Annotated in this window: 18 protein-coding genes; 8 read left to right on the top strand and 10 right to left on the bottom strand. The window is 40.6% G+C overall.

All coding sequences use genetic code 11. From position 1 onward, the window contains the following. The 4 genes from FNH22_RS02775 to FNH22_RS02760 form a co-directional block, all read right to left on the bottom strand. A complete protein-coding gene (locus FNH22_RS02775) occupies positions 1–3,381 on the bottom strand; it encodes a TonB-dependent receptor (RefSeq protein ID WP_185154054.1) in 3,381 nt (1,126 codons plus the stop codon). A gap of 272 nt (positions 3,382–3,653) precedes the next feature. After that, a complete protein-coding gene (locus tag FNH22_RS02770) occupies positions 3,654–4,700 on the bottom strand; it encodes a FecR family protein (protein WP_143396795.1) in 1,047 nt (348 codons plus the stop codon). A 102-nt stretch (positions 4,701–4,802) separates the two neighbouring features. Next, positions 4,803–5,465 carry an RNA polymerase sigma factor gene (locus FNH22_RS02765; RefSeq protein WP_185154053.1) on the bottom strand — a complete coding sequence of 221 codons (663 nt, stop codon included), beginning with the start codon at positions 5,463–5,465 and terminating at the stop codon, positions 4,803–4,805. A 272-nt stretch (positions 5,466–5,737) separates the two neighbouring features. Next, on the bottom strand, positions 5,738–6,517 hold the full coding sequence (locus FNH22_RS02760; protein ID WP_370513161.1) for a DUF547 domain-containing protein: 780 nt from the start codon (positions 6,515–6,517) through the stop codon (positions 5,738–5,740). 187 nt (positions 6,518–6,704) lie between these two features. Between FNH22_RS02760 and rpsF the strand changes: the two genes are divergently transcribed. The 8 genes from rpsF (at position 6,705) to FNH22_RS02720 (ending at position 15,013) form a co-directional block, all read left to right on the top strand. Next, complete coding sequence (rpsF, locus tag FNH22_RS02755) at positions 6,705–7,079, top strand: 30S ribosomal protein S6 (protein ID WP_143396793.1); 375 nt, start codon at positions 6,705–6,707, stop codon at positions 7,077–7,079. After that, complete coding sequence (rpsR, locus tag FNH22_RS02750; protein ID WP_143396792.1) at positions 7,076–7,327, top strand: 30S ribosomal protein S18; 252 nt, start codon at positions 7,076–7,078, stop codon at positions 7,325–7,327. The genes rpsF and rpsR overlap by 4 nt, the downstream gene beginning before the upstream one ends. 12 nt (positions 7,328–7,339) lie before the next feature. Continuing rightward, positions 7,340–7,780, top strand: coding sequence for a 50S ribosomal protein L9 (gene rplI / locus FNH22_RS02745; protein ID WP_143396791.1), 441 nt, complete (start codon positions 7,340–7,342; stop codon positions 7,778–7,780). A gap of 103 nt (positions 7,781–7,883) precedes the next feature. Beyond that, a complete protein-coding gene (locus FNH22_RS02740; RefSeq protein ID WP_143396790.1) occupies positions 7,884–8,855 on the top strand; it encodes a GSCFA domain-containing protein in 972 nt (323 codons plus the stop codon). Positions 8,856–8,867: 12 nt separating this feature from the next. Further along, on the top strand, positions 8,868–10,985 hold the full coding sequence (locus tag FNH22_RS02735; RefSeq protein WP_370513160.1) for a thioredoxin domain-containing protein: 2,118 nt from the start codon (positions 8,868–8,870) through the stop codon (positions 10,983–10,985). A 158-nt stretch (positions 10,986–11,143) separates the two neighbouring features. Next, on the top strand, positions 11,144–13,654 hold the full coding sequence (gene priA / locus FNH22_RS02730; protein WP_255517965.1) for a primosomal protein N': 2,511 nt from the start codon (positions 11,144–11,146) through the stop codon (positions 13,652–13,654). A gap of 107 nt (positions 13,655–13,761) precedes the next feature. Then, positions 13,762–14,394 (top strand): hypothetical protein, encoded by a 633-nt coding sequence (locus FNH22_RS02725; protein WP_143396789.1) that lies wholly within the window; start codon positions 13,762–13,764, stop codon positions 14,392–14,394. Beyond that, complete coding sequence (locus FNH22_RS02720) at positions 14,366–15,013, top strand: DUF6048 family protein (protein WP_143396788.1); 648 nt, start codon at positions 14,366–14,368, stop codon at positions 15,011–15,013. The genes FNH22_RS02725 and FNH22_RS02720 overlap by 29 nt, the downstream gene beginning before the upstream one ends. 19 nt (positions 15,014–15,032) lie before the next feature. Here FNH22_RS02720 and surE read toward each other — a convergent pair whose 3' ends face one another. The 6 genes from surE to FNH22_RS02690 all read right to left on the bottom strand — a co-directional run bounded on the left by surE (position 15,033) and on the right by FNH22_RS02690 (position 19,853). Then, on the bottom strand, positions 15,033–15,803 hold the full coding sequence (surE, locus tag FNH22_RS02715; protein WP_143396787.1) for a 5'/3'-nucleotidase SurE: 771 nt from the start codon (positions 15,801–15,803) through the stop codon (positions 15,033–15,035). Further along, positions 15,803–16,435, bottom strand: a complete 633-nt coding sequence (locus FNH22_RS02710) for a hypothetical protein (RefSeq protein ID WP_143396786.1) — start codon at positions 16,433–16,435, stop codon at positions 15,803–15,805. The genes surE and FNH22_RS02710 overlap by 1 nt, the downstream gene beginning before the upstream one ends. A gap of 3 nt (positions 16,436–16,438) precedes the next feature. After that, a complete protein-coding gene (locus FNH22_RS02705; protein ID WP_143396975.1) occupies positions 16,439–17,665 on the bottom strand; it encodes a bifunctional 3,4-dihydroxy-2-butanone-4-phosphate synthase/GTP cyclohydrolase II in 1,227 nt (408 codons plus the stop codon). A 294-nt stretch (positions 17,666–17,959) separates the two neighbouring features. Continuing rightward, positions 17,960–18,793: an SDR family oxidoreductase gene (locus FNH22_RS02700; protein ID WP_143396785.1), complete on the bottom strand. Its 834-nt coding sequence runs from the start codon at positions 18,791–18,793 to the stop codon at positions 17,960–17,962. Between the two features lie 97 nt (positions 18,794–18,890). Continuing rightward, positions 18,891–19,406 carry a DUF1772 domain-containing protein gene (locus FNH22_RS02695; protein WP_143396784.1) on the bottom strand — a complete coding sequence of 172 codons (516 nt, stop codon included), beginning with the start codon at positions 19,404–19,406 and terminating at the stop codon, positions 18,891–18,893. Between the two features lie 45 nt (positions 19,407–19,451). Next, positions 19,452–19,853 carry a DUF5367 family protein gene (locus tag FNH22_RS02690; RefSeq protein ID WP_143396783.1) on the bottom strand — a complete coding sequence of 134 codons (402 nt, stop codon included), beginning with the start codon at positions 19,851–19,853 and terminating at the stop codon, positions 19,452–19,454. Positions 19,854–19,896: the final 43 nt, after the last annotated feature.

Raw genomic sequence — 19,896 nt, 5'->3', positions numbered from 1 at the left:
TTAAAATGCAACATTGAGGCCCACAGTAACCACTCTTGAAGGTGTAAACCTGTTTTGTGTGGTACCATTGAAATTCTGATTCACATCCATCCCTTTTCTTTTGGTACGTAGGAATAGGTTCTCTGCATTAACATATATACGCGCACTACTCATTCCTACGAGTTCCGTGTATTTGTCAGGCAGGTCATACGATAAATTGATCTGGCGTAGCGAGATGTAGCTCGAACTGACCAGCCACCGGTCTGACGCCGCTCCAAAAGGAACTATTTTAGAAGCATCTAACCTTGGCACATCCGTTCTGTCACCCGGCTTCTGCCAACGTCCCAAAATTTCAGTACTCAAGGCATCACCGTAATCACCAGATGACATAAGTGATGCAAAGTTGGTATCATATGTCTCCCCACCAACCTGGTAAGTAAATAAGAAGCCTAATCGTACCCCTTTGTAAGAAAGGGTATTGGTGAAACTTCCAAATACATCAGGGACTGCCGTACCTACAAAGTCAAATTTGGCGTCATTTTGATCTGTAGTTACCAATACGCCGTCGACCGTTCTCACAGCTGCGTCAGTCTCATCTACGTCCGGGTCAAGCACGTAAAGCGCTGCCCCATCTTCAGGATCTACTCCATACCAATCCCTCAACCAATAGTCATAGATGGAACCTCCGACTACCAGCTTCTTGGTGCCATTAATAATTTCATCCTGGGGTAACTTGGTAAACTCATTTTTCAAGGTAGAAGCGTTAACACTCAGTCGCCATGAAAAGCCTCGACCTCTGATAACATCTGCTGATAAATTCACCTCAAAACCTCTGTTGAACATTGAACCGATATTTCTATTCACATCGTCTATTCCGTATGACAATGGAAGTGGAACCTCAAAGAGCAAATTGTCTGTAATACGATCATAATATTCAAAGCTTCCTGAAATTCTATCGTTTAACAATCCGAACTCGAGCGCTACATCAAATTGAGAGTTAGCCTCCCAGCCCAAAGCCGGAGCATCCAAAGCATCAAACAGAATTCCCGGTTCACTCGCATTGTTATTATTCAATGCAAAAAGCGCCTGACTGGCATAAAAACTTATTCCATTATTATCTGGATCGTCAGATAAATTTGAGTCGTTTCCTACCTGCCCGTAAGAAGCTCTTAACTTTAGCAGATCCACCATTGAAAAGTTACTTGCAAAAGCCTCCTGGTCAATTCTCCATGCACCGCCAACCGACCAGAAATTACCCCAGCGAACGGACCTGTCAAAGCGAGAAGACCCATCTCTGCGAAAAGAACTGGAGAAAAAGTAACGATCATCGTAGTCATACTCTATACGTCCAAGATACCCCTCTGTAGTATACAGGTCTGTCCTCGAATTTAGGTTAGAGGTAGTGGTAAAATTGATTAGTTCAGTGTTACCCTCTGCCACCAGTTGAAGTCTGTTCCCTTCCATTAGGTTGAATTCATATTCAAAACTTTCATGACCAGCCAAAATCGAAATACTGTGATTATTGAAGTCTTTAGTATAATTCAATAGTTGATTGAAACTCACAGATGTGCGTGTACTGGCGTCACGCCCTGCTCTACCCGCCGGTTGTCCATCACCTACGATTGGGTTGTCAAATTCTTCATTATTAAAAAACCGTTTATCAAGACTGGCATTAAAGGTGAATTTGAAGTCTTTCAGAAAATAAAGATCAACAAACGAACGGGCCGATACGGAAAATATTCTATCACGATCCACATTGAGAATAGTTTCCTGGATGGCATGTCTCCCATTTGTATTTCCTACCCGATTATCTCCAAGGTCATAAATAGGGTTGCCTCTTTCATCCAGTATAAATTCCCCCGTAACAGGATCATGCTCAAAAACAGGATATATAGGGGCTATGTTTCTGGTAGAAAAAAATGGATTGACAAAAGAAGTACTTCCGGCATCAGCAGCCTGATTTGAATTGGAAGTAGCACCGGAAAGGTTAAAACCTGTTTTAATCCACTCCTTTGGTTGCGTAGTAACATTAATCCTACCTGATATTCTCTCGAAATCAGCATTGAGTATCCAACCTTTATCATTCAGGTATCCCATAGATACAAAATAATTACTCTTACCTGACCCTCCCTGGTAAGACATGTCCACGTTGGTACGTGCTCCTCCTCTTGTTAACTGGTCTTGCCAGTCCAGGTCATCCGGGTATAAAAGCTGTGCATTTGGGTTAAGTGTTCCATCGGTCAATACGATCTCATCATTAGGAACATTAAAGGGATTCGTTTCCAATTCATCGAAAATCCCGTCAGAAGCTCGTTGATTGGCATCTGCCTGGGGTGTATTTCCGGAAATGGACAAACTGTTTCGTAACGCCTCCCACATTAACGGATAGTACTGTTCTGCACTAACCCGCTCATATTCCGGAATAAACCTGGAAGTAACTCCCTGACTCACGTTGACTGAAAACTTTGGCTTTCCTGACTTTCCCGTCTTGGTAGTTAGCAACACTACACCATTGGCGGCTTTAGAGCCATACAACGCTGTGGAAGAAGCATCTTTTAATATGGTAATACTTTCTATATCATTGGGGTTTATACTTGAAAGGCTACCTGAAAATATTATCCCGTCTACTACATAAAGTGGTCTACTGGAAGCATTTACCGAGCCAAACCCTCTTATTCTCAGGGGTGAAGTGGATCCCGGCTGGCCACTACCAGGCGAAAATTGGACACCGGCAACACCTTCGATCGCAGAGGTAATGTTTGTCAGCGCTCTGCCTTCCAGGGCTTCCGAATTGATTTGTGTAGCTGAACCTGTGAAAGACCCTTTCTTAGAAGTCCCATAAGCTACCACAATAACTTCCGTAAGGGTTTTAGCATCGGGCTGCATTCGTACATCAACTACCGAATTTGTGCCTACTACCACCTCTTCCGTCAATAAACCTACAAATGAAAACACCAGTGTAGCTTTCTCCGGGATTTCAAGTGAATAATTGCCGTTTATATCCGTTATAGTACCTATAGTGGTGCCCTTCACCACCACATTTACACCTGCCAGAGGTTCCCCTTTGTCGTCCGTAACAGTACCTGTTATAGGAAGGACTTCAATGACTGATACGACCTCTGAAGTTTTATCATCCCTTGATACTGCTATATTTTCATTCACCTGACGGAATTTTAGATTAGCCGCCTCGGCTACTTTATAGAGTACTTCTGCAACACTCAAATTAGCATCTGCAAAATCCAGTCTTATGTTATTCTTTATGTCTCTTTTGAAAAAATGGAACTTAAAACTGGTTTCTGTTTCGATATCTTCAAAAATATCCGTGACACTGGCATTTTTAAGATCCAACTGAATGTAAACCTCTTTTACACTCTTCATTTGAGCATTGGCATTAGATGCCATTAAAGATGTAATAAAGAGAGCTTGTATAATTAGAATATAACATGTGAACTTCAAAGACTCTAGGATTACTCGTAAAAATCTATGTTTCATATCTTTGTGTGGTTTTATGAAAAATTTGATCATGAAATCTCTTGCCGCACTGAAGGTTATTTGGCGATAACAATGCGGTTAAGATTTAGGAAAAGACCCGGGCTCTAAGTCCGGGTTTTTACAACTAACTGGTATTTATTTGATGCATAGCTTGTTTTGTTTTGGTTAATACTATTTTATGGTTAATCTGAAAACTCTATAATGACCGCTTTATCTTTTATGCTAAAAGAAAACCCACCGGAAAAACTCAGTACCTGAAGCACATGTTCGAGGCTCTTTTTTTCAAACGTGCCTGAAAACTGCCGCTCTTTCATTTTATTCTCATTTATAATAGCAATCTCAACACCGTACCAACGCTCCAGTGTACTGATTACCTTGGCAAAGTCAGCATCTTTAAAGGTGATTATTCCGTCTTTCCAACCTGTTATTAGTTGTGGGTTGAAGGTTTGCCGGCTGAAATTATTGGATTCAATATCAAACTTGATCTGATGTCCCGGCTCAAGTATTTGAGGTCCATCATTGGATGCATAGGGGCTCTCTACCTTGACCTTACCGGTCAATAGTGATAAGGTATGTTCGGTTTCATTCTGGTAGGCAAATACGTTAAAAGAAGTTCCTAAAACAGTAGCTGAAAAGTTACTGGTAATCACTGTAAAAGGTTTTTTTCTATCTTCCACGACATCAAAAAAAGCTTCGCCCTCCAGTTTCACTTCACGATTTTCTCTCATAAAAGGGACAGAATATGAGATGGTGCTGGCCGCGTTCAAAATAACTTTGGTACCATCCGGCAACTTGAAACTTAGCTTCTGACCATTGGATGTCTTTTTCTCTTTTATTACTGATTCATAAACTACTACACTCTTTCTTTCATTTAATCCGGGTGATCTCCAAATACCGACAAGTACTAACACCGATAAGATTATCGAAGCAGCTGCGATCAAACCAATTGGTACTGTCTTACGACGCTCTTCTTTATTATAATTCAGATCTGATTTACGTAGTACATTTTCATATAACATGATGTATTCTTGCGAAGTCAGTTGATGCACGCTATCGTAATGGGTGGACCTTATGATCTGTGCCGCTTCTTCTAAAATGGCTGCCTTCTCCGGGTTATTAGCCAGCCATTTCTCCCAGAAATCGTTGAGATCAGGATCGTTTCTTTTTACCCATGCAACGAATGACTCATCCTTGAGAAAATCTTGGACCTCGTAATCTGTGTAGTTCATAAATTCAACATTGCTCAGAATAATGAGCAATAATTTGAACGAATGACCCCAATTAAATTTTTCTTTTTTTAGGATTAGCGGTAGAATGCACTTAGCTGAAGCTCAAGTGCCAAAAGGATATATCAGCAGAATAATGGATATTACCTTTAAAAAAGTCGGGTTTATAACGGACCTCAACTTACTTATAGCCCTGTAAACCAACTTCCTGGCAGATTTAACACTTTTCATATCCAGAATACTTGCAATCTCTTTATAGGAAAAGTCTTCATAGTAAAATAAGAGAAGGGCTTGTTTTTGTCTGACAGACAGTTTTTCAATTGATTCACTCAAATGATGTCGCTTTAAACAATCTAACTGTTGATTGATCAAAGTATGTTCCGGTGACATTGTAATTGCGAAAGAGTCTTGCTGAAAAGCATCATCAAACGTTTTCTCCCGATCCATTCTTTTGATCAGGTCCCTGTAAAAGCACTTGAACAGAAATGATTTGATCTTAACTACTTTTTGGGAAGTATTAGGATGACGCAATCTTATAAACAAATCCTGGATGACATCTTTCACCAATTCGTGATCATTGGTAAATTGGCGGCCAAAGTTGACCAGCAGGTTCACATTTAACCGATAGATATGAGCAAAAGCCAGTTCGTCACCCTGAACAAACCTTTTCCAGACTTCCTGATCAGAAGAATGTAAGGGATGGTTCTCTGTTTTACTGACTATGCTGTATTCCCCAATTTGTTCCTGATGTCTGTTCCTTACCGCCAAAGGAATATCATTTAAGTTTGAAATGGTGTCGTACCAATTGATTCGGTAGTTCAGCTTTTCAAATTAGTGCTTTTCGCGTTAAATCTAAATGTTAATGAAAAGTTATTTCCGTATGAAGTAATGTTTAAGGGTAAGTAATAGATATTAACGTGTAGATCAGCATGTTTCGATGATCCGATTTGCCATATTAGCGCATAAATATATTCGCCCCACCGATAAGCATAATGAAAAAAAATAGCGCAGAAAAACTGCGCTATTCCACCAAAACCTGATTATTCCCTACTCCCATCATTCAACTTCCAATCATAATCCAGGTAATTTATATCAACCCCTCTGTCTACCTTCAATTTTGAATACATATTTAAAAAGTCTTCAAATGACCCATTTTTCGTAAAATCACGTCGAAACCAGCTAAATATCCTGGAAATACGTACTTCTTCTGCTGTAATCTCATTCTGTAGCGGATCATTAATAAAGTTAATCGCCTGTTCTGTGAGTTGATGTTCCAACTCATCAGCCGTAAAAGCTTCATTTCTCAATGGCGGACATGACATCGAAGCACAGTTAACGGCAAAATGTATTCTTGGTTCAACAAATTTCTTTCTCAGAATGGAATGCTCTACCTGATCCAAATTCATATTGACACCTCCGATCTTAAAAAACTTTTTCTGCCATACGGAACTTACAAAAGGAATATTTACCGGATGCAGGTCCTTAATGCTCTCTACGGGGTAGTTATCCACAATTAATTTAATCGTAAATGCGTTATACACGTTAATCCAATAAGCAAGTTTTTCCTGTTCAGTCCAGGCATCCGGATCCGGGGCATTAGCGCTCAGCAGGTCCAGGTATTGCTCTAATTTTTCTCTGTCCTTGACCAGACCTTGATAATCCACTAACCCGTTACTTTTTACGTGCGTCCGAAGTAATGACGTCCACAGTTCATGGGAAGGCGGTTCAGAGGATGATTTAATGGATTGCGCATCACATGATGCCATAAAAATCAGTCCTAAAAAAAGTAAGCCCAGGATCATCAGCCATTTCAAAAACATATTCCGGTTAACGGTTTAACCTATTAATTGATACGGTATTTATTGTGTAAAGAAATGTATGTCAATTGCCTGACGTTTTATCTTTCATACTATATTCCACTAACCGACCTTTTCAATTTCGAGAAGAATGATTTTATTATTTACCTAATATCATTAGATTTGCACCTCAAAATTTTTAAACAAAATTATTCTTATGAAAAATTACGAGACGGTATTCATTTTAAATCCCGTTTTGTCTGAAGATCAGATGAAGGATACTGTCAACAAATTCATCCAGGTGCTCAAAGACGCGAAAGCTGAAATGATCAATGAAGAAAACTGGGGGCTTAGAAAACTGGCATATCCTATCCAGCATAAGTCCACCGGGTTCTATAACCTTTTTGAATTTAAGGCAGTTCCTGAAGCCATTGACAAACTGGAGACAGAATTCAGACGAGATGAGGCGGTAATGAGATTTCTCACCACTGCACTTGATAAGCACGCTATCGAGTACAACGAAAGAAGAAGAAAAGGTGCATTTAAGAAAGATAAAAAAGCTAAGGAGGAGCCTGTAAAGAAATGACATTAATGAATGAGCCTCTAAACAGAGGAGAAAACAGAGCTAAGTATTGTCGTTTTCAGAAAAACGGCATCAAATACATTGATTATAAAGATCCTGACTTCCTTTTGAAGTTCGTAAACGAGCAGGGTAAGATCTTACCTCGCAGGATAACCGGAACAAGTCTGAAATTCCAAAAGAAAGTATCTCAGGCAGTAAAAAGAGCAAGACACTTAGGATTGCTTCCTTATGTGACTGATTCTTTAAAATAAGCTTTGACGGATATGGATGTAATACTAACGCAAGATATACAAGGGCTTGGATACAAAAATGATACGGTATCTGTAAAGCCCGGATACGGCAGAAATTATCTGATCCCACAAGGTTTTGCCATCATTGCAAATACCGGTAATCAGAAGAAGATCGCTGAGAATATAAAACAGGCTGCTCACAAAGCAGAAAAGCTTCAGAAAGATGCTGAAGAAATAGCCAATAAAATTGGCGGCCTGACGCTGGAAATAGGTACTAAAGCAGGTGACAGTGGTAAAATCTTTGGAGCTATCACTACCTTACAGGTATCTTCTGCACTTCAGAATAAAGGATTTGAAGTTGATAGAAAGAAAATTTCTTTACCAAGCATAAAGCAATTAGGGGAATATACCGCCACACTTGATCTACACAGACAAGTACAACACGATATCGTTGTAAAAGTTATAGCGGAGTAGTTTACCTAAATCACTACAAAGAAAAAGGTCGTGGAATTCGTTTCACGACCTTTTTTGTTAGCACTGATCTCTATTCATAATGTAAACTCACTATTTTTAAGGTATGTTTCGCACAGAGATCAATCCGGCTGCCGCACAGAAAAAAATTAACTTCTCCAGCTCCATTCTAACGATAGGGTCATGTTTCTCGGATGCAATGGGATATCGTTTTAGGCAAAACAAATTTTCAGTACTTGTCAATCCATTTGGAACAGCCTACAATCCTATTTCCATTATTCGTCTGCTTGAGTACGCGTTAAACAAGCAAACCCCTCCTGAGTCCGGTTTTGTAAACACACAAGGGCTATGGGCACATTATGACTTTCACTCGCAGTTTTCAAGCCCGGATAAGGAAGAATTAAAGAGCAGGATATTAACGGCACTTGCACAAGTGCATGAGTTTTTGAAATGTGCAGATTATCTGCTCATTACACTAGGTACTGCTATGGTATATGAACATGAAACACTGAATGCCATAGTTTCCAACTGCCATAAGGTACCGGCCAGAGAGTTTTCAAAGTCCCTTTTGGAGGAAGCAAAAATCATAGATGCTTTTAAACGTTTGCAAGAAAAGCTTCATGCCTTTAACCCATCAATAAAACTGATCCTTACTGTATCCCCCGTAAGACACCTCAAGGAAACATTGGAGTTGAATATGGTGAGTAAATCAATACTGCGTACCGCGTGTTATAAATTCATAATGCAACACGAGAACGCCAATTACTTTCCAAGTTATGAGATTATGATAGATGACCTGAGAGACTATCGGTTTTACAAACCGGACATGCTTCATCCCAGTGATGTCGCAGAGGATTATATCTGGAGCAAGTTTACTGCAGCCTATCTTGACGAAGAAACCCTACAACTTATACAAAAATGGTCGGTCGTACAAAAAGCACTTAATCACAGACCTTTTAATATAGCTTCTGAAGGACACCAGAAATTTATCCAACATACGATAGAACAACTCCTTGAATTAAGTGATAAGTTTGATATTACCGAAGAGTTAAATAAGCTCAAGGCTCAACTGCTTTGATCATCAACTAGTATGAAACGACCTTTCATTTTACTCACCATAGCATTCTATGTAGCAGGATGCAACCCAACGGAAAGCCAGATGTCAGAAAAAAACACGCATGGACACCAAGCCAACAGGTTAATAGAAAGTACCAGCCCTTACTTATTACAACATGCCTATAATCCCGTAGACTGGTATCCCTGGGGCAACGAGGCTTTAGAAAAAGCCAAAAAAGAGGATAAACCTATTATTGTGAGTATTGGATATTCAGCCTGTCATTGGTGCCATGTTATGGAAAGAGAGTCTTTTGAAAATGATAGCATAGCGACTGTGATGAATGATAATTTCATATGCATAAAGGTAGACCGGGAAGAACGGCCCGATGTAGACCAGGTGTATATGGATGCTGTACAGGCCATGGGGTTAAATGGGGGTTGGCCACTCAATGTGTTTCTTACTCCGGATCAAAAACCATTCTACGGAGGGACCTATTTCCCTCCTCAGCAGTGGGTAAAACTATTGGAAAATGTGACCAAAGCCTTTACCGATAAGCGCTCTGAGATAGAAAAGTCTGCCGGAGATCTGACCAATGCCTTGGCTACAAGTGAGGTGATCAAATATCAATTAACGGGTACTGATACTGACTTTCAGGCAACTTCGCTATCAAAAATGTTCCAATCGCTCCGTAAAAAGTTTGATCCCGAATACGGAGGGTTTAACAGGGCACCTAAATTCCCTATGCCCGGCATATGGTTATTTTTGATGCACTATTATCATTACACACAAGATGCTGAAGCTTTGGAACAGCTAACAATTACCTTAGATCAAATAGCCATGGGTGGCATATTCGATCAAATAGGCGGCGGGTGGGCACGCTATTCTACTGACGCCGAGTGGCTGGCGCCACATTTTGAGAAAATGCTTTACGATAATGGACAGTTAATGAGCCTTTATTCAGAAGCTTACACAGTGACTGGCAAAAAACTTTATAAGGAAGTGGTCTATAAAACCGTGCAGTGGCTGGAACGTGAAATGTTAGACGCATCAGGTGGGTTTTATGCTGCGCTGGATGCCGATAGTGAGGGTGAAGAAGGCAAGTTCTACGTTTGGAATGAACAGGAAGTAGACCAATTACTTGGTGAGGCTTCGCCTATAGTAAAAGACTATTATGACATTTCCAGCGAAGGTAACTGGGAGGACAAGAACATATTGAGACGTACTATGTCTGATGAAAAATTCATCAAAAAACATAAAATAGATAATGATCTGCTGGAAGCAAAGCTGGAAAGCGCTGAACGTACGTTATTGGACGCCAGGTCTGATAGGGTTCGTCCCGGTATGGATGACAAAATACTTTCAGGTTGGAACGGCTTAATGCTGAAAGGGCTGATAGACGCGCATCGTGCATTCAATGATGAAAAATTTCTTTTACTCGCAAAGGATAACGCTGATTTTATATTAGAAAACATGGTAAGAGACGATCAACTTTACCGATCGTACAAAAACGGAGAAGCTTCTATTCCGGCCTACCTGGAAGATTATGCCTTTGTCATCAACGGGCTTACCGCACTTTACCAGGTAACATTCGAAGAAAAATGGTTGTCGAAGGCGTTATCTCTTACGGAATATGTACTGGACCATTTTTATGATAAAACAGAGGGACTCTTCTTTTTTACTGATGACAGTGCGGAAAGGCTCATTGCACGTAAAAAAGAGGTGTTTGACAATGTCATTCCAGCTTCCAATTCCCAAATGGCTATCAATTTGTATCAGTTAGGGGTGATCTATGACATAGAGGAGTTTAAGAGTAAGGCGTCAAAGATGGTATCAAAAATGGCTGAATTAACGGAAGCCGAAACAGCCAACCTTTCCAACTGGGGTATATTGTATGGTTACTTTGCTACACCTACGGCGGAAATATCTATCGTAGGCCCTGATGCACAACGTGTACAACAGGAATTTTCAAAAAAATATCTGCCTAACAAAGTCATGATGGGCGCTTTGAAAGAAAGTGACCTTCCTTTGATGAAAGGGAAATATGCCATAAATGGCGAAACCACCATTTACGTATGTTATAATAAAACATGTAAGTTACCTGTAACATCAGTCGAAGAGGCTTACAAGCAATTAAAAAAAGTGAGGAAATAGATAATAGAAAAGTTCTCCCGCCCAGGGTACTGATCTGTCGAAGTTTGCGCTATTGAAGGTATTTTCATTACTCAAATGCAATTTCATAGAATAGATATTTCATTTTAGTTTTCTTCTTCAAGGCCGGTCTCCTATTTTTGAATTTTATCCCAGCACATTTGTCGCAGCTACAGCTCAATACACTGACGGAAACAACCAGGTTAACACTATTTGTTGACCTTATACTTCCGGTGCCGATACCGCGTATGTTTACATATCGGGTGCCTTTTGAACTGAATGAACACGTATCGGTAGGCTGTAGGGTAGTGGTACAATTTGGCTCAAGAAAAATTGTTACAGGAGTGATCGGTGATATTCATGAGACCCCTCCTGCCAAGTATGAAGCCAAGTACATTCTGGAACTCCTCGATGAGATACCGGTAATATACCCGGTACAAATAAAGATGTTCCAGTGGATGGCTGATTACTACATGTGTACCCTTGGAGAAGTATTGAACATAGCCTTACCATCCGGGTTAAAGCTCAGCAGCGAGTCCCGTGTGCAGCTCCACCCGGAATTTGACTTGTATGAGTCTTCTGTTGAATTCAGCGAAAAAGAACTACTGGTACTCGAAGCATTATCCAGAAATGATGAGCTCTCCTATACAGACATAAGTAAGATAACACATCAGAAAACGATATATAGCTTACTAAAATCACTGGTATCAAAAGGGACCATTTTAATTTTTGAAGAGGTACGTGAAAAATATAAGCCAAAAAAAGAAACACGTCTACGAATAGCTCAAAAGATACTTCAGGGTAAATTGGAAACAGTATTTGATCAATTAAGTACCAGCCCGAAGCAAGAAGAGGTGTTACTTTTCTATCTCCAGCATGTACCGGTATATCAAAACCCTGAATTAAATGTTGATGGATTAAACAAAAAACGATTCAAAACAGAAGGGCTGTCAGGATCTTCCATTAAGACGTTAGTAAAAAACGGCATTCTGGAAGAATTTGAAGTGATAGTATCCCGATTTGCAAAACAACCTTCAGAGCTCACTAAAATAACGCTTACGTCCACCCAGGAAAAGGTCAAAGCTGAAATAATGGCCCAGTTCTCGCAAAAAGACACTGTACTTTTACATGGAATAACGGGCAGTGGCAAAACAGAAGTCTACATTAAACTGATAGAGGATGCCCTGGAAGGTGGTTCACAGGCACTTTACCTATTACCTGAAATAGCACTTACCACACAAATCGTAGTACGTCTGAAAAAGGTATTTGGTGATAAAATGGGTGTTTATCATTCCAAATTCTCTGACAACGAACGTGTGGAAGTTTGGCAAGGCGTAATCAACGGAAGTTACCAGTTTGTAGTAGGTGTACGATCAGCTATATTTCTACCTTTTGATAACCTGGGACTGATCATTGTAGATGAAGAGCATGAATCCTCTTACAAACAATATGATCCGGCACCGCGTTACAATGCCAGGGATGTAGCGCTGGTCATGGCACATTACCAGCATGCCAAGGTACTGTTAGGTTCTGCTACACCGGCCATTGAATCGTATTATCTGGCGGCTTCCGGTAAGTATGGCTTTGTGGAACTACTGGAACGCTATGGAGATGCGCAACTGCCCGCTTTTACCGTTACAGACATGATCCGGGAGCGAAAAAAGAAGCTCCTGAAAGGTGAGTTCTCATCCGTATTAATGACTGCAATACAAAATGTATTAGATCGTAAAGAACAAGCCATTATCTTTCAAAACAGAAGAGGGTACAGTCCTTACATCTCCTGCCAGGAATGTGGTTGGATACCTAAATGCCAAAACTGTGCGGTGAGTCTCACTTACCATCAGTACCGCAAGGAGATCATTTGTCATTATTGTGGATACAAAGAACCCACTCCTCGAGAATGTGAAGCATGTGGGTCAACTGATTTGAAAACAATGGGTTTTGGTACTGAAAAACTGGAAGAAGAGCTGCAATTATTATTTCCTGCAGCTAAGGTACAGCGCATGGACCTGGATACCACGCGCAGTAAATACAGTTATGAAACCATTATCGGTGATTTTGAGAAAGGAGATATTGATATACTCGTGGGAACACAAATGGTAAGTAAAGGTCTTGATTTTGACCGGGTAAGCCTGGTAGGTATCCTGGATATCGATCGGATGCTGCATTTTCCTGATTTCAGGTCGTTTGAACGTACCTTTCAGCTATCTACCCAAGTAAGTGGTCGGGCAGGAAGACGAAATAAGAACGGCCAGGTAGTGATACAAGCCAGGAACACTGAGCTGCCGGTCATCAGGCAGATCATGGAAAACGATTACATTGGTTTTTATACTGCTGAGGTCAATGAGCGTAAAAATCATCGTTATCCGCCTTTTACCCGCCTCATTCATATTACCATCAAAAATAAAGACAAAAAGAAAACTGAAGTCACCGCCAAAAAACTAGCCAATCTGCTACGAGACCAACTGGGAAGTTCACGAGTATTAGGCCCGGAAGAACCGGTAATTTCAAAAATCAGGAACGAATATCTTATGGACCTGGTAATAAAGCTGGAGCGATCAGGCATCGACCAGGGAAAAGTAAAGCAGGTGTGTCAGGAGGCCCGCCTGGAATTAATGGAGGAAAAAACACTAAAGTCAAGTAAGATCGTGTTTAACGTAGACCCTCAGTAGCACTTTTGCAGCCATCTTTAAACACTCATAATTGGCCATATTTTTGCTTAAAGAAAAATGTCCTTACGAGTCAGTAACATTTCCTATTTTTGCGGCCTGTGATAAAGATGAGTTTAAAATTTTCTGCCTTTCTATCCTTATGTGTGCTTATAGTAGCACTGTCCTGTGAGGATACAGAACCGGAAATTGATAATATTGACCCGTTTCTAAATATCGTTTTCATCAATGGTGACAGCCTTGACCAATTGAATGCATTGATCGAGGAAATAGACCTGACAGTAAAAGACATTGATGACACCATCGCTATATTGGCATTAGATAGTGTCATAGATCGTACAGAAACTATTGATAGTCTTAATGAGGAAAAAGCAGCGTTAAATACTACAAAATCAGCATTTAACCTTACGGTTACGGACATCGAAAGCGGCAGTGTAAGAGTATTCGGGATATCCTCCCCCGCCGGTATAAACCCGATAATACCTTCTCCGGACAGTGCGGAGATCTTCAGAATTCCTTTAAACCCCGCCGAAGACATAAGTGAATTTGAAATTTCCCTTGAGGGCCAACAATATGATCTGAAAGCTACTTATGAACGTAATACAGTAGTGGAACAGCGAACCGTGATTGTCGAAGCATTTCTGACGGATGTCATAAGCGAAAGCTTGGAAATCACTTATATATGTCAAGATTCATCTACTACTTGTACCAGCAATGAAACCACTGTTACCGCTCGTTTTTAGTCTGCTGTTCACTCTTATATTTTTAAAGGGAAATGCACAGGAGGATTCTACCAAACTGGTGATAGATACAGGCCTGGAGGTGTACCTGGACTATGGAAAGTTGATCACACAGTTTTCAGAGTTTGAGAGCAAACTGGAAGCGGGTATCGCCATTCAACTGTCCAACAAGCTCGCTCCTAACTTTCAGGCCGGTTACGCTACACTGGAACCGGCAACTGCTTTTGAAAATGGCACTTATAAAAGCACGGGTTATTATGGTAGGATTGGCGTGAATTATCTGATCCCATTTGACAATACAAATACTTTTTTTGTAGGCATTAAGTATGCCCTGGCTTTTTATGAAGATGAAGGAATGTATGAGATCAGTAGTGACATTTTCGATACATATAGTGTAAGCTTTAGTGAAAAAGACCTGGAAGCCAACTGGTTTGAATTAGTGATGGGTTCAGAAAAAAAGTTAAAAAATGAAAAGTGGGCCGTTGGAGGGCAGTTTACATTAAGAGTGATGAATCAAAGAGATAAATTTTCACCTGTAGATACATACGCAATACCTGGATACGGAAGAACACTTGATCAAACTGTGCCTGCAGTAAATGTTTATTTGAAATACAAGTTTTAACCTTGTAAACCCCTGAATATCAAAGATCCCATTCCTCATTGATATGTTTAACAGCGTGATAAGCTGTGAGATCATATTGACAGGGTACTATTGAAATGTAGTTATTGGCAATAGCCCATTCGTCATTATCTTCTCCTTTATCATGGTTGATAAAATTGCCTGCCAACCAGAAGTACCTGCGTCCATACGGGTCGTATCGCATGTCAAAATCCTCTTGCCATTTGGCATTGGCCTGACGGCAGACTTTGATTCCTTTTACCGCCTCGTTTCTCTTTGGAGGTATGTTTACGTTAAGTGCCACTCCTTTTGTAAGCCCTTTATTCAACACATTCTTAGCTATTTTCAAGACATACTCTACGGTATGACTGAAATCTGCTTCAGAAGAGTAATCACAAAGGGAAAAACCTATAGCAGGCATTCCTTCAAGGGCCGCTTCTATAGCTGCCGACATGGTGCCACTGTAAAGTACACTGATCGAAGTATTGGCACCATGGTTAATACCACTTACGACGAGGTCAGGCTTACGTTCCTTTAACACAAAATGCTTTGCCATCTTCACACAATCCGCCGGGGTACCGGAGCATCCATATGCTGTAACATCACTAAAAATATCAGTTTCTTCCAGTCTCAGGGTATTACCGATGGTTATGGCATGCCCCATTCCACTTTGAGGACTATCGGGTGCCACGACAATAACATCTCCCAATGTTTTCATCGCCTCTACCAATACACGAATACCTTTGGATGTGATGCCATCATCATTAGACACCAAAATAAGTGGTTTACTCATTAGTTTACTCTGCTTGAAGAATTCTCGAAAAGGCTGTTGTAATAGCTGACTACTTTTATAAGGTCAGACCTTCTATCTACTTTTATCTTATTCTCCTTAAGAAATTTTTTCATTTGCGGCGATTTCCTTTTCATATTCCAAAGTAAGTCATTTTTCTTGCCAGTATGCATCACTATTCCACCGTTTGGCGATAAGAAATAATAAGTATAAACCAACGTCAACCTTGTGTATGTACCACTTACAGCATATGGATAGCTCGTTACCTGATATTCTACCTTTTCCCTACTCAGCAATGTAAGGTGCTCACCCTCGTAAATTAATTCAAATATCACCGGCGCACGATAATCTATGCGAACATTATAAGGCAATACATAGAACTGCCGATAGCGGTTAGCCGTGCCGTCAAATATTTCAAAAAATGACAAACTTCTGGCAGTAATGGTATTTATGGTCTCCTGTGGGCCAAATTTATGTTGAATAAGGTCTGTTTCAAGGTCATATTTAACCTGACCTTTTAATGTATCTCCTTCTATCAAAACAACGTAACCATCGTGCCATAGTTCGCTGGGGAACCGTTGCCCGAACAGCACACCACTCACAGAAAGTAGCACTATAATAAGGGGTGTTCTCATTGGTTAATCCGCGTCTTTTAATATGTGATGCCCCATTTTGTCCCGTTTGGTTTTCAGGTATTTCTCGTTGTATTTATTGGGCGCTATTTCAATAGGAAGGTTATCGACTATTTCCAGCCCATATCCTATAAGTCCTACTCTTTTCTTTGGGTTATTTGAAATCAGCTTGATCTTCTTAATTCCGAGATCTCTTAATATTTGAGCTCCTACTCCATAATCCCGTTGGTCCATCTCAAAACCCAGTTTCAAATTAGCCTCCACAGTATCCAGCCCTTCTTCCTGTAGTTTGTAAGACTTCAATTTATTTACCAAGCCAATCCCTCTACCTTCCTGGTTCATGTAAAGCACCACTCCTTTTCCCTCACGCTCTACCATTTCCATAGCATTATGTAACTGACCTCCACAATCACATCGGCATGAGCCAAAGATATCGCCTGTCACACAAGAAGAGTGTACTCTGACAAGCACTGGCTCATCCTCATCCCAACTACCTTTTACGAGTGCCAGATGATTGTCTCCTGTATTCTTTTGTTCATAGGCTGTCAGCTTAAATTCACCAAATTCAGTAGGCATATGTACATCTTCCACACGTTTTTCTATAAGGCTTTCCTCTTCAAGCCTGTAGGCTATCAAGTCTTGAATAGAGACTAGTTTAAGATCAAATCGTTCTGCAACTTTTACTAAATCAGGTAACCTGGCCATCGACCCGTCTTCATTCATGATCTCTACCAGGACAGCAGCCGGTCTGAATCCTGCCATCCGCGCAAAATCAATGCCTGCCTCCGTATGTCCGGCACGTCTTAACACGCCACCGGCTTTAGCTTTTAAAGGGAATATATGACCGGGTTTTCCTAGCTTTTCAGGTTCCGTTTCCGGATTTACAAGCGCCTTAATCGTCTTAAAACGATCTTGTGCCGATATGCCTGTTGTACAGCCGTCCCCGATAAGGTCTACAGATACCGTAAATGGTGTTTCAAAACTGGCAGTATTCCTGCCCACCATCAGATCCAGTCCTAATTCTTCACATCGGTCTTCAATGAGAGGCACACAAATCAGGCCTCTGCCGTGAGTGGCCATAAAATTTACTATTTCAGGAGTAATACATTCTGCTGCACATATAAAATCTCCTTCATTTTCCCGGTCCTCATCGTCTACCACAATGATCACTTTTCCATTGCGGATATCTTCCAACGCCTCAGGGATAGTGTTTAACTTAATATTTTCCTGCATTTTTTCGGTTTGTTGCCGCAAAAATAAGCCTTTTTGATGTGATCAAGGTTTATCCTGCCAACTTTCAATAAGAACGAAGGAAACAGAAGAAGGTTTACCCGCAAAATGCCTGGAAAGAACGGTTGTCAGTACTATGACAAGCCTTTATCTTTATTTGTTTCCTTCTCCCAGAAGAATGTATTGAGGCCAGTTAACAGAAAAAGTCAGGCACTTGCAAGACGTCAAATAGCCTGACTATACCAGTCACTTTTGCTATCGGAGTCAAAACAATAGCCCGACTTGTATGGAATTACTTTATTTCTCAGAAGGGGTCCATACTCCTGTGGTTGCTGTTTCATTTACATATTCCACAAAATCTTTAGCCTTCCTTCCCAATACACGTTCCAGGTCATCAGTAGTGTTGGAATTGCGGCCATCCAGAACTTCTGTGAAAAGATAATTGATTAACCATATGTAATCCTTCGGCACCTGGTAGTCACTAAGCATTTTTGTATATGCCTCCATAGTGATCGATTGAAATTTAATATCCCTGCCTGTAGCTTTCGAAATTTCTTCAACCACCTCTCCAAAGGTCAATAACCGTGGCCCTGTTAATTCATAGACCTTACCGTTATGATCAGGGTATAGCAGTGAAGCCACCACAACATCAGCAATATCATCTGTATCAACAAAAGGCACAAGTACCTCTGCCCTGGGCAAGGCGAGATGCCCGGCCAAAACTGGATCTAAAAAGAAATCTTCACTGAAATTCTGGTTAAACCAATCTGCCCTAACTATCGTCCAGTCCACCCCGGCATTTATTACAACCTCTTCGCTAAGTTCGGCTTCCTTTTCTCCTCTCCCGGAAAGTAATACCATCTTTTTTACACCACTACTGACGGCTTGTGCTGTAAACCTTTTAATGGCTTCAACAGCACCCGGCACTGCCAGGTCGGGTTGAAAGGTGATATAAACAGCATCCATTCCATCCAGGGCTCCCTCCCATGTTTCAGGAGCCTCCCAATCAAATGCCGGGCTTTCATTCCTTGAGCCAATCCGGACTGATTGATTAAGGTCGGTTAATTTTTTGGCTACTTTACGTCCTGTTTTACCAGTTCCTCCAAGTACCAATACTTTTTTACTTTCCATAATTGTTTTATTTAAATAATTTAAACTCTTGTGTTTTATGATTCATTAGATGGATAGAATCTTATAAAATAGTCTATTCAAAGAGCACTGTAATTCTCTAAAGAAGATCTGTTGCCGTCTGATGACCATTGTATCGAACAGTCAGTAAAAGAAAAGATACAACTGAAAAGAAGGTCCTTATCGTGTGGAGTCTATTCCATTGACCTTCGTAAGCCTGCCTCGTGAGCTGCAAGTCTCCCGTATTGAGTATATTGAGTTGTACCTGGTCCAACATTTGATTCAACGGAACATTTCCAAATGCTGTAATCCCTACAGTTCCTACGAGATAGATCACCGCTGCACACAGACTGATCCAAAATGACAGATATGCGTTTGTTTTGAATTGGAGATAAGCGCTATATACCATCATTAGAGCGGCCCCAAAAAAGAGGATGAAAAACCACGGATTAAGAATGGAGCGGTTGATCTCTTGAATAGCTTCCAGGTAGCTTTTATCAGGAATACGTTTTATCCCCGGAATTACAGATATTGACCATGCATAGAAAAGTCCTGCTGACAATCCTGTTAACAAAATAGTCAATAGCATCATTAGTGCCTTAAAGTTGTTTTCCATTGCTTTTGTATTTAAGTTATTGTGCATTTGCGGAAATGAATGACTTCATTTTGCCGATCTGGAATAGAAAGGTTTCACTTTAATTACCCAGTAAAAGAATACTATCATCATATACTCCAGGGCAATAATCCATGTGAACGTGCTGCTGAAAAATGATGAATAGCTTCCACCATTAGGGATAATAACAAAAGGTATGGTGAGCATGGCATCCAACACCAGAGCGGTAATCACCATGATAGCCCCTACAATAAGCCCATGTGTAGTATGTCCCTTTTTATAATAAATGGCAGAACCCAAAATAGCGAACGGGATGAGAAAAATGGATAACGCACCATTTTGCTGTAATGTGGCATCCGGCAATACCACTACAAAGTCTGACAAAGTAAAAATACCAACGCCTAATAGCCATACCAGGGTCCCTGATAAAATAGCCCTTGTTGTTTTCATAGTCCTTTTCGTTTTTGAATAATTGACCCTACAAAGCTGAAGC

Source organism: Fulvivirga sp. M361 (genome assembly GCF_007097395.1).
Lineage (GTDB): Bacteria > Bacteroidota > Bacteroidia > Cytophagales > Cyclobacteriaceae > Fulvivirga.
The sequence above is the reverse complement of the archived record's forward strand: the minus strand, read 5'-3'. Positions and strand labels throughout refer to the sequence as shown.

Excerpts from the sequence above, each read along its gene's own strand:
- FNH22_RS02735 (WP_370513160.1), top strand. The coding sequence starts at position 8,868 with ATGAAACGACCTTTCATTTTACTCACCATAGCATTCTATGTAGCAGGA.
- FNH22_RS02740 (WP_143396790.1), top strand. The coding sequence starts at position 7,884 with ATGTTTCGCACAGAGATCAATCCGGCTGCCGCACAGAAAAAAATTAAC.
- FNH22_RS02725 (WP_143396789.1), top strand. The coding sequence starts at position 13,762 with ATGAGTTTAAAATTTTCTGCCTTTCTATCCTTATGTGTGCTTATAGTA.
- FNH22_RS02705 (WP_143396975.1), bottom strand. The coding sequence starts at position 17,665 with ATGCAGGAAAATATTAAGTTAAACACTATCCCTGAGGCGTTGGAAGAT.
- FNH22_RS02700 (WP_143396785.1), bottom strand. The coding sequence starts at position 18,793 with ATGGAAAGTAAAAAAGTATTGGTACTTGGAGGAACTGGTAAAACAGGA.
- FNH22_RS02760 (WP_370513161.1), bottom strand. The coding sequence starts at position 6,517 with ATGTTTTTGAAATGGCTGATGATCCTGGGCTTACTTTTTTTAGGACTG.
- rpsR (WP_143396792.1), top strand. The coding sequence starts at position 7,076 with ATGACATTAATGAATGAGCCTCTAAACAGAGGAGAAAACAGAGCTAAG.
- FNH22_RS02710 (WP_143396786.1), bottom strand. The coding sequence starts at position 16,435 with ATGAGAACACCCCTTATTATAGTGCTACTTTCTGTGAGTGGTGTGCTG.
- FNH22_RS02695 (WP_143396784.1), bottom strand. The coding sequence starts at position 19,406 with ATGGAAAACAACTTTAAGGCACTAATGATGCTATTGACTATTTTGTTA.
- FNH22_RS02775 (WP_185154054.1), bottom strand. The coding sequence starts at position 3,381 with ATGGCATCTAATGCCAATGCTCAAATGAAGAGTGTAAAAGAGGTTTAC.
- rplI (WP_143396791.1), top strand. The coding sequence starts at position 7,340 with ATGGATGTAATACTAACGCAAGATATACAAGGGCTTGGATACAAAAAT.
- FNH22_RS02720 (WP_143396788.1), top strand. The coding sequence starts at position 14,366 with ATGAAACCACTGTTACCGCTCGTTTTTAGTCTGCTGTTCACTCTTATA.
- surE (WP_143396787.1), bottom strand. The coding sequence starts at position 15,803 with ATGAGTAAACCACTTATTTTGGTGTCTAATGATGATGGCATCACATCC.
- FNH22_RS02690 (WP_143396783.1), bottom strand. The coding sequence starts at position 19,853 with ATGAAAACAACAAGGGCTATTTTATCAGGGACCCTGGTATGGCTATTA.
- FNH22_RS02770 (WP_143396795.1), bottom strand. The coding sequence starts at position 4,700 with ATGAACTACACAGATTACGAGGTCCAAGATTTTCTCAAGGATGAGTCA.